The organism is Blastococcus sp. KM273128 (assembly GCF_021698975.1).
Lineage (GTDB): Bacteria > Actinomycetota > Actinomycetes > Mycobacteriales > Geodermatophilaceae > Blastococcus.
On sequence record NZ_SSXA01000107.1, the window covers coordinates 1 to 10,071 of the forward strand.

The window sequence follows — 10,071 nt, forward strand, 5'->3', positions numbered from 1 at the left end:
ACCCCACCCCCGGTCGCCCCGGCGCCGCCCGCGCCGTCGCCCGAGCGGGAGGATCAGGCCGCGGAGCCGACGCCGGCGTCCGCCGCTACCGGCGCAGCGCCCCTGACCGAGCCGACGCCGGCCCCGGTCAGCCTGGTCCCCTCCCCCGCGTCGGCGCAGCCCGCGCAGGACGACGCGACGGGCGACGCGGTGGGCGTGCCCGGGGCGCAGCTGCGCGAGGTCTCGGTCGACGACGTCGTCCCCAACCCGAAGCAGCCACGGCAGGTCTTCGACGACGAGGCCCTGGAGGAGCTGACGCACAGCGTCAAGGAGTTCGGGCTGCTCCAGCCGGTCGTCGTCCGCGAGGCGGAGGCCGGGCGCTACGAGCTCATCATGGGCGAGCGTCGCCTGCGCGCGGCCCGCGCGGCCGGGCTGGGCACCGTGCCGGCCATCGTGCGGGACACCACCGACGACGCGATGCTGCGCGACGCCCTCCTGGAGAACATCCACCGCGTCCAGCTGAACCCGCTGGAGGAAGCCGCCGCCTACCAGCAGCTGCTGGAGGAGTTCGGCGCCACCCACGAGGAGCTCGCGCAGCGGATCGGTCGCAGCCGCTCCCAGGTCACCAACACCATCCGGCTGATGAAGCTGCCGGTGAAGGTGCAGACCCGCGTCGCCGCCGGCGTCATCTCCGCCGGGCACGCCCGCGCCCTGCTCGGTCTGCAGGACCCGGTGGCCCAGGACGCCCTGGCCACACGGATCGTGGCCGAGGGTCTCTCCGTGCGCGCCACCGAGGAGGCCGTCGCGCTGGCTGCCGCGGAGGAGCCCGCAGCCAAGCGGCGGACGCGGCGGATCTCCGCGCCCGGCGTGGAGGAGCTGGGCTCCCGGCTCTCGGACATGTTCGAGACCAAGGTGAAGATCCAGATCGGCCGGTCGAAGGGGAAGATCGTCGTCGAGTTCGGCTCGGTCGACGACCTGCAGCGCATCATCGGCGTCATGGCTCCGGACATCACGGGCCGGCGACCCGACGCCTGACGCCCTCACTCACGCGTCGGCCCCCTTTCGTCACTGACGGAAGGGGGCCGCCGCGTAGGCAGGACTCCCTAGCCGGCCTTCTCGGCCCGCCGGGCGAGCAGCCGTCCCAGGACGGTGCCGATGTCGTACCCGGCCGCCTCGACCGCCATGGGGAACATCGACGTCTCGGTGAGGCCCGGGGAGACGTTCACCTCGAGGAAGTGCACCTCCCCGTCGGGCGTGATGATCGCGTCGGTGCGCGAGAGGTCGGCCAGCCCGAGCACCTCGTGCACCCGGACGGCGACCTCGGCGGCGCGGGCGGCGACGTCGTCCGGGATGCGCGCCGGCGCGTGGTACTCGGTGAGCCCCGGCGAGTAGCGCGAGCTGTAGTCGAAGACGCCGGACTCCGGCTCGATCTCGACGGCGGGCAGCGCGACCGGACCCTCGCCGAGGTCGATGACGGCGAGGGCGACCTCGACCCCCTCCACGTAGCGCTCGACCACCACGGTGTCGCCGTAGGCGAAGCAGCTCACCATGGCTGCCGGCAGGTCCTCGACGCGGCTGACCTTCTGCACGCCCAGCGCCGAACCGCCCGAGGCCGGCTTGACCATCAGCGGCAGCCCGAGGCGGGCCACCATGAGGTCCAGCACCGCGCCGGCGCCCAGCTCCCGGAAGGTGCTGTGCGGCAGCGCGACCCAGTCCGGTGTGGTCAGGCCGGCGGTGCGGACGACGGACTTCGCGGCCGGCTTGTCCCACGCCAGCCGGCACGCCGCCGCCGGCGAGCCGACGTAGGGCACCCCGGCCAGGTCCAGGACCGCCCGAAGGGCACCGTCCTCACCGGTGGCGCCGTGCAGGGCGATGAAGACGGCGTCGGCCGGCGCCGCGGCGAGCCCGGGCAGGAGGTCGGCGTCGGCGTCGCGCAGCTCGGCGTCCACGCCTGCGCGCGTCAGCTCCTCGACCACCTGGGTGCCCGAGGAGAGGCTGACCTCCCGCTCGAAGGTCAGCCCGCCGGCCAGGACGACGGCGCGCAGCGGGTGGCGCTCGTCGGCTGCGGCGGGCTCGGCGGCGGGCGCGGTCTCGCTCATCGGCCGTCCTCGTACCTTTCGCTGTTGGCCGGACCGACCATCGACTCGGCGTCGTGGCCGGAGCCGGGGCGGATCGCCCGGAAGGTCCCGGTGTCGACCTTGTCGAACGTGGAGTGCAGGTCCAGCTCCGCCTCGATGACTCGGGCGAGCCGGCGCACGCCCTCGCGGATCTGGTGGGGCTCGGGGTAGCAGTACGACAGCCGCATGTACTCCTGGCCGCTGCCGTCGGCGTAGAAGCCGATGCCCGGGACGTAGGCGACGTGGGCGCCGACGGCCCGCGGCTGCATCAACTTCGCGTCCAGCCCGGCGGGCAGCTTCAGCCACACGTAGAACCCGCCGTCCGGGCGGGTCCAGGTGGTGCCCTCCGGCATCAGCGCCGTCAGCGACTCCAGCGTGGCGTCACGGCGTTCCCGGTAGAGCTCGGTGAACAGCTTGATCTGCTCGCGCCAGGGCTGGGTGTCCAGGTAGCGCGCGACGGCGTACTGGGTCAGCGACGGCGGGCAGAGGACCTGCGCCTCGGTGGCCAGGACGAGCTTCTCGCGGACGGCGAGGGGGGCGAGCACCCAGCCCACCCGCAGGCCCGGGGAGAAGGTCTTGGAGAACGAGCCGAGGTAGATGACCCGACGGGAGTCGCGGGCGCGCAGGGCGCGCATCGGCTCCCGGTCGAAGCCGAGCAGGCCGTAGGGGTTGTCCTCGACGACCAGCAGGTCCCAGCGCTCGGCGATCTCCATGATCGCCTCGCGGCGCGGCTCGGAGAGGGTCACGCCGGCCGGGTTGTGGAAGTTCGGCACCGTGTACAGGAACTTCACCCGGTCGCCTGCGGCGCGGCAGGCGACGAGCGCCTCCTCGAGCGCCTCGGGGATCAGCCCGTCGTCGTCCATGGCGACGTGCCGGACCCGCGCCTCGGCGGACTGGAACACCCCCAGCGCACCGACGTAGGACGGCGCCTCGGCGAGGATGACGTCGCCCGGGTCGACGAACACGCGGGTGACCAGGTCCAGCCCCTGCTGCGAGCCGACGGTCACCACGACCTCGCTCGGCGAGGCGTCGGTGATCCCCTCGAGCGCCATGACGTCGCAGATCCGCTCGCGCAGCCGCGGGTCGCCCTGACCGGAGCCGTACTGCAGCGTCTGCGCGCCCATGCCGGAGACGAGGTCGCCGATCATGGAGCCGACCGCGTCCAGCGGGAGCGCGGTCACGGCGGGCATGCCACCGGCCAGGGAGACGACCTCGGGGCGGCTGACCACGGAGAAGAGCGCCCGGATCTCCGAGCTCTTCATCCCGTGGGTGCGTGCTGCGTAGCGGTCGGCCAGCGGGTCGAGCCGCGGATGACGCGGCGCGGGGTGGGGGTGCGCACCCGGGTGCGCCCCCTGCTGTCCGGGACCGGCAGGGGAGCCGGGCGGGGAGGTGGCCACCCCAGGAGTGTAGGCGCGGGGGGATGGCCGCCCGGTGGGACCACCGGAGCCGGGTGGACCGTTCGCCGCGGCCGGTGGCCGCCCTCGGCTAGGCCTTCTCGGGCAGCACGAAGGTCCCGGTGGCCGGGTCGGCCTCAGCCGGCAGGTAGAGCCGCTGGACGGCGGCCAGGACGCCCTGCGCTATGGCGCTGCGGACCCGGGCGTCCAGCAGCAGCAGCCGGTCGACCGGGTGGGAGAGGTAGCCGCAGTCGACCCGGACGGCGGGCATCCGGGTCATGCGCAGCAGGTCCCACGTCTTCGGGTGCGACCCGAGGTCGAGCATGCCGGTGCGGGCCACGATCTCCCGCCGCACCAGGTTGGCGAACTGCTCGCCGACGGTGGAGGACGCACCGGAGCCCGTGCCGTAGTAGTAGCTCGCGACGCCCCGGGCGTGCTCGGAGCCGTGGGCGTCCATGTGCAGGGAGAGGAAGAGGTCACCGCGGGCGTCGTTGGCGAAGGCGGTGCGCTCGGCGTGCGCCGGCCCCTGCCCGCGGCCCCGCGTGAGGTAGACGGTGGCACCGGCGGCGGCCAGCCTGCCCTCGATGCGGGAGGCCAGGTCCAGGACCAGGTCCGCCTCGGTGGTCTCCCCCACCGTGAAGCCGGTGTCCGGCCCGCCGTGACCGGCGTCGACGACGATGCGCCGCCCGATCAGGTGGGGGCCGCTCTCGACGAAGGAGGCGCTCTGCCGCAGCAGCTGGGGGCGGCCGCCGGTGACCTTGCGGCCGAGCTGGCGCAGTGCGCGGAGCGTCGCCGGCCCGCAGGTCCCGTCGGAGGTCAGCCCGTAGTCGCGCTGGAACGCGCGGAGCCCCAGCTCGGTCTCCGGGCCGAGGATGCCGTCGGCCCGTCCGGCGTCGTAACCGAGCTCGAGGAGGCGTTCCTGGAGGCTCGTGACGTCATCGCCGCGCATCGGCCGCTCGGGGTCGTAGCGGAGCAGCCGGTCCCCCAGCGACCAGCGGGCCTCGCTGAGCGCTCGGTAGGTCTCCTCCCCCACCCGGCCGTCGACGGAGAGGCCGCGGACCTGCTGGAAGTGGCGGACGGCGAGCTCGGTACCGGCGTCGTACTCCGCCGACTCCAGGGCCGGCTCGGGACCGTCGGGGGATGCGGGGAGGAGGCCCAGGCTGCGGAGCGCGGCGTGCACGTCGGCCACGGCCGGCCCGCGGTCCCCCCGCCCCAAGGGCTGCATGCGGCTGTCGGTTCCCATCGTGCGCCGATTGTCGTCCCTCCGGCCGTCGTCGGCGCGCCCGGGGCGGCAGCCGGCCCCCGGGAACGGCGGAGGCCCACCCGTCCGGTGGACGAGCGGGCCTCCGCGGTCACGTCCTGGAACGGCCGCTTCAGGGTCCCGCGCCGAGCGCGGTGACCGACTGGAACGGCCACCCTTCAGGGTCCCGCGCCGAGCGCGGTGACCGACTGGAACGGCCACCCTTCAGGGTCCCGCGCCGAGCGTGCGAGGCGTGGGGGGAAGGGTGGTCCTTACAGGTAGTCGGCGAGGTCGTTCAGGATGGCGCCCTTGGGCTTGGCGCCGATGATGCTCTTCACCGGCTTGCCGCCCTGGAACACCGTCATGGTCGGGATCGACATGACCTGGTAGTCACGCGCGATCTGCGGGTTCTCGTCGATGTTCAGCTTGGCGATGGTGAGCTTGTCGCCGTGCTCGGCGGCGATCTCCTCCAGCACCGGGGCGACCATCTTGCACGGCCCGCACCATTCCGCCCAGAAGTCGACGAGCACGGGCTTGTCGCTGCCCAGCACGTCGGTGGCGAAGCTGGAATCGGTGACGGTCACGGTGTTGCCTGCCATGGTCGTTCTCCCTCTCGGTCGACTGGCTCGTTGCTGGCGCTGACGAGGTTGCCCGCCGGGACAACCGGTCTCGGGAACCAGTTATGCCCGGGCTGGGCGAGCCCGATGCGGGGCTCAGCGCTCGTCGAAGGTCTCGGCGAGCCACCGCTCGGCGTCGATCGCGGCGGCGGCACCCGTGCCGGCCGACGTGATCGCCTGGCGGTAGATGTGGTCGACGACGTCGCCGCAGGCGAAGACCCCGTCGATGTTGGTCCGGGTGGACGGGTGGTCGACCTGGATGTAGCCCTCGTCGTCCAGCTTGAGCTGGCCGGCGAAGAGCTCGCTGCGCGGGTCGTGGCCGATCGCGACGAACATCCCGGTCACCGGCACGGTCTCGGTGGCCCCGGTGGTGGTGTCGGTCAGCTGCACGGCGGAGACGGTGGCGTCACCGAGCACGTCGGTGACCTGCTTGCCGAGGGCCCAGCGGATCTTCTCGTTGTCCTGCGCACGCTTCTGCATGATCTTCGAGGCGCGCAGCTCCTCGCGGCGGTGCACGACGGTGACGCTCTTGGCGAAGCGGGTGAGGAAGGTCGCCTCCTCCATCGCCGAGTCACCGCCGCCGACGACGACGATGTCCTGATCGCGGAAGAAGAAGCCGTCGCAGGTGGCGCAGGCGGAGACGCCGCGGCCGAGCAGCCGCTGCTCGTTGTCCAGGCCCAGGTACCGGTACTTGGAGCCGGTGGCGACGATGACCGCGTGCGCGCGGTGCACCTGGTCGCCGACCTTGACGATCTTCGGCTCGGCGGTCAGGTCGACCTCGGTCACGTCCGACGGCACCAGCTCGGCGCCGAAGCGCTCGGCCTGGGTGCGCATGTCGTCCATGAGCTGGGGGCCCTGGATGCCCTCGGGGAACCCCGGGAAGTTCTCGACCTCGGTGGTCGTCATCAGCGCGCCGCCGAACTGCGAACCCTCGAACACCAGCGGGTGCAGGTTCGCCCGGGCGGCGTAGGTGGCCGCCGTGTACCCGGCGGGCCCGGAGCCGATGATGATCAGGTCGCGCACGCCGTCGTGCTCGGCGGGCGGGATCGCCGGCTGGGTCACCTCACCGGTGGTCACGGCGGGGCCGGGGGTCGGCTGGTCTGCAGTCACGGGCGGCACAACCACGATCGTAGGGGCGGCATTCCCCGCACCCACCGGCGGCGACCCGCCCGGCGCCACCGCGACACCCCCCCGGGCCGACCGCGTCCGGCGGCCGCGCCCCACACCGCGAGGTCGGGCACCGCGCCGCGCGGTCGAGCGGGTGGCGGGCCGGCGGGATCAGCGGCCGCCCGGTGACGGGCTCCCTCAGCCGGCGGTGCTGATCTCCACCTCGGCCAGCTCCGCGGAGAACCCGTCCGGGCCGTCGACCAGCCCCGTGAGCCAGACGAGGACGTAGCGCGCGGTCACGGTGTCGTCGAACGGCAGCTCGGTGCGCTGCTCCAGCGTGCCGTTCGCGGCGACGGCGAAGTCGTCCAGCGCGCCGTCCGCGGTGTCGGCGGTGCGGACTTCGACGGTGGCGCCGGGCCGCGCCGTCTGGACGGTCACGCCGGCGAGGTCCTGGGGGGAGCCGAGGTCGTAGACGACGCCGACGCCGGGCTTGAGGTTCCCGAAGGCCGGGGAGCCCCGGTAGGTCAGCGTGGGCCAGCTGGTGGCCGGGTCGCCGTCGTAGGAGAGCGGGACGGCGTCGTCGTTCTCGGGTGCGCCGTCGCCGAAGGGGTCGTAGACCTGAGCCCCGGCGATGTCGGCCGCAGCCCCGGGCTCGACGGCCGGCTCCTCGCCGCCCTCGGCGACCGGGGCGCTGGTGGCCGGTGGGGTGGAGCCGTCGATGTCCTCGTCCACGGCGTCGGTCACCGACAGGACGCTCGACCCGATCCACCAGGCGAGCGCGATGACCACGAGCAGGGCGAGCAGGGGCAGCGCCACGACCGCCAGCCGGTGCTTCCGGGCGCCGTCCTCGTCGTCCTCGTCGAGGTCCGCGTGGTCGGCGTACCGGTCCGCGGAGGTCGACCCGCCGCCGTGCAGCACCCCGAACGGCTCCTCCTCACCGGCCGGCGGGGCCGGGGGGAGCGCGGCGCCGGCGGCGATGGTGTCGTGCGGTGAGCGGGCGGGGGGCTCGTCGTCGCCCCCGGGGCGCACCGGCGGGACCGGCGGCAGCGCGCCCGGCTCGAGCCGCACGGGGGCGGCGCCCTCGGCGCGGCGGTCCCGCCCGCGACGGCGCCGTCCGCCCTCGGCCTCCTCGGCGCGGTTCGGCGGCAGCGGTGGGGTGGGGCCGGTCCGCGGCCGCTCGGCGAGCAGCGACGCCATCGCGGCCACGCTGGACAGCCCCTGGCCCGGCTCGGTGGAGCGGGCGCGGCGGGCCAGCGCCACGAGGTCGGAGGGGCCGGTGGCGGGCCGGGCGCCGGGGCCCACGCCGGTCAGGCAGGCCTCCAGCAGCTCGCCGAGCGCGGTGATGTCGCCGTGCACGGTGCCCGACGCCGCCGGCACCGCCCGCAGGCCGACCAGCCCGTTGGGCCGGAGGACGACGTTCTCCAGGGTCAGGCCGCCGACGGCCAGGCCCACGCGGTGCGCCTCGGCGACGCCCTCCGCGAGCCGGCGCAGCACCAGCCGCACGTCCCGCTCGGGCATGGGGCCCGAGCGCAGCCGCTCGGCCAGGGTCTCCCCGTCGATCCACTCGTTGACGACGTAGGCGGCACCGCCCGGCGCCTGCGGGTCGCCGCTGCCCTCCGAGGCGTCGTAGACCATCGCCAGCGCCGGGGTGGCCAGGCCGCCGGCGGTGAGCGCGCGGGTGATCCAGGCGTGCGCGGCCGGGCCGGCCGGCACGTGCACGCGGATGGCGACGTCGCGGTTGAGGACGCGGTCCTTGGCCCGCCAGCTCTGGATGACGCCGGTGGGGGTGGTCTCGTCGGGCCCGATCTGGTCGAGCGGTCGGTAGCGGTCGGGCAGTCCGGTGGTCGTGGACGCCATCGACACTGTCGACTCCCTGTGCTGCTCCGGCCGCCGAGGCGGACGCTCCGGCACGGTCGGCTCCCCCGACCGGCCCCCGGTCACCCGCGCCCCAGCCGGGCCCGCAGCGCAGCGACGGGCTCCCGGACCTCCGGAACGCGGGCCACCACCAGACCGGTCAGTGCGACGCCGCCGACGACCAAGGTACCGATGAGGACTTCGGCGAGCGAGCCTGCCGTCGACCGTTCGCCCAGGTCGCCGGTCACGATCCGGACAAGACCGCCGGCCAGACCCGCGACGACCGCGACGGCCGTGATCCGGGCCACCGGGCCGAGGGTCTCGCCGGTCCGGAGCCCGCCGAGCCGCCGGCGCAGGGCGAGGTCGCCGATGACCCAGCCGGCCACGTAGGTGACGCTCGTGACGACCATCAGGCCGGCCACCACGTGGTCCGGCTCGACCACCGCGGGGACGAGCAGCAGGAGCGGCACCCGGACGGCGACCATGCCGATCTGGATGAGGGTGGGGGTGCGGGCGTCCTTCATCGCGTAGAAGACCCGCAGCTGCAGCAGCGTGACCGCCATCGGGAGCAGGCCGAACGCACCGGCGGCCAGGGCGGTGCCGATGGCCTGCGCCTCGTCGGCCGAGGTGTTGCCCCAGGCGAAGACCAGGACGCCCAGCGGCGGGCCGAGGACGGTGAGCGCGGCGGTGACCGGCAGCAGGCCGAGCGCCGAGAGGCGGGTGCCGAGGGAGAGGTCCTGCACCACACCCGGCACGTCGGACCGCGCGGCGGCGCGGCTCATGCGCGGGACGAGGGCGGTGAGCAGCGCGACGCCGATGATCCCGTAGGGCATCTGGAACAGCAGCTGCGCGTACCCGAAGGCCGCCGAGCCCAGGCCGCCCTCCCGGCCGGCCTCGTTGGCCACCCGGAGCGCCACGAGCACGCCGACCTGGCTGACCGCCACGTAGGCGATCACCCACAGGCCGAGGGTGCCGGCCTCGCGCAGCCCCGTGTCGCGCAGACCCCAGCGGGGCCGCAGCGGGACGCCGGCGCGACGCATCAGCGGCAGCAGCACCGCCGCCTGCACCGCGATGCCCAGGACGGTGCCCATGCCGAGCAGCCACACCAGGCCGGCGGGGACGGTCGCGGGCTCCAGCGCGCCCGGCCCGCTGGCGGCCAGGAACACCAGGCCGGTCGCGATGACGACGACGTTGTTCAGGACCGGCGCCCACGCCGGCGGGCCGAAGACGCCGCGGGAGTTCAGCACGGCCTGGGCGAACGCGCCGAGGCCGTAGAAGACGATCTCGAGGAGCAGGATCCGGGCCAGCCAGTTGGCCAGCCGGTACTGCTCGGGGTCCTCGTCGAGCCCGTAGAGCGAGGTCAGCAGGGGTGCCGCGAGCACGGCCAGCGCCGTCATGACGAGCAGGCCGCTGAGCGCGATCGTCGCCAGCCGTTGCGCGTAGGCGGTGCCGCCGTCCCGGTCCCGTTCCTGCGCGTGCACCAGGAGCGGCACGATGACCGACGTGAGCACGCCGCCGAGCAGCAGCTCGTAGACGATGTTCGGCAGCGTGTTCGCGGTGTTGTAGGCGTCGGCGACCAGGCCGACGCCGAGGGCCGCGGCGAGGACGATCGTGCGCAGCAGCCCGGTGATCCGGGAGACCAGCGTCGCGACCGCCATGGTGCCGGCGGCCCGCAGGATCCCCCCGCTGGCGCCGGGTGCGCCCTCGCGGCGCTCGACGTCCTCGTCGGTCTCCTGGTCCGCGCGCGGCACCGGCGGCAGCAC

Annotated in this window: 8 protein-coding genes; 1 reads left to right on the top strand and 7 read right to left on the bottom strand. The window is 74.6% G+C overall.

The window, feature by feature from the left end:
• Positions 1–1,014: ParB/RepB/Spo0J family partition protein (locus E9529_RS20155; RefSeq protein WP_236833054.1), on the top strand; the 1,014-nt coding region annotated here is incomplete at its 5' end.
• A gap of 68 nt (positions 1,015–1,082) precedes the next feature.
• Here the strand turns inward: E9529_RS20155 and E9529_RS20160 are convergent.
• From E9529_RS20160 to murJ, 7 genes are all read right to left on the bottom strand, one after another.
• Entirely contained in the window at positions 1,083–2,078 is a 996-nt protein-coding gene (locus tag E9529_RS20160; protein ID WP_236833055.1) for a D-alanine--D-alanine ligase, read from the bottom strand.
• Complete coding sequence (locus E9529_RS20165) at positions 2,075–3,493, bottom strand: PLP-dependent aminotransferase family protein (RefSeq protein WP_236833056.1); 1,419 nt, start codon at positions 3,491–3,493, stop codon at positions 2,075–2,077. The genes E9529_RS20160 and E9529_RS20165 overlap by 4 nt, the downstream gene beginning before the upstream one ends.
• Before the next feature lie 88 nt (positions 3,494–3,581).
• Positions 3,582–4,679: an N-acetylmuramoyl-L-alanine amidase gene (locus E9529_RS20170; RefSeq protein WP_236833057.1), complete on the bottom strand. Its 1,098-nt coding sequence runs from the start codon at positions 4,677–4,679 to the stop codon at positions 3,582–3,584.
• A gap of 323 nt (positions 4,680–5,002) precedes the next feature.
• Positions 5,003–5,329: a thioredoxin gene (gene trxA / locus E9529_RS20175; RefSeq protein WP_091930864.1), complete on the bottom strand. Its 327-nt coding sequence runs from the start codon at positions 5,327–5,329 to the stop codon at positions 5,003–5,005.
• Between the two features lie 114 nt (positions 5,330–5,443).
• Positions 5,444–6,409 (bottom strand): thioredoxin-disulfide reductase, encoded by a 966-nt coding sequence (gene trxB / locus E9529_RS20180; protein WP_374201382.1) that lies wholly within the window; start codon positions 6,407–6,409, stop codon positions 5,444–5,446.
• Positions 6,410–6,652: 243 nt separating this feature from the next.
• Positions 6,653–8,311, bottom strand: a complete 1,659-nt coding sequence (locus E9529_RS20185) for a hypothetical protein (RefSeq protein WP_236833059.1) — start codon at positions 8,309–8,311, stop codon at positions 6,653–6,655.
• Positions 8,312–8,391: 80 nt separating this feature from the next.
• On the bottom strand, positions 8,392–10,071 hold a 1,680-nt coding region (murJ, locus tag E9529_RS20190), incomplete at its 5' end, for a murein biosynthesis integral membrane protein MurJ (RefSeq protein ID WP_236833060.1).

Bases quoted from the DNA above. Each gene is read 5' to 3' on its own strand.
- E9529_RS20160 (WP_236833055.1), bottom strand. From the start codon at position 2,078: ATGAGCGAGACCGCGCCCGCCGCCGAGCCCGCCGCAGCCGACGAGCGC.
- trxA (WP_091930864.1), bottom strand. From the start codon at position 5,329: ATGGCAGGCAACACCGTGACCGTCACCGATTCCAGCTTCGCCACCGAC.
- E9529_RS20185 (WP_236833059.1), bottom strand. From the start codon at position 8,311: ATGGCGTCCACGACCACCGGACTGCCCGACCGCTACCGACCGCTCGAC.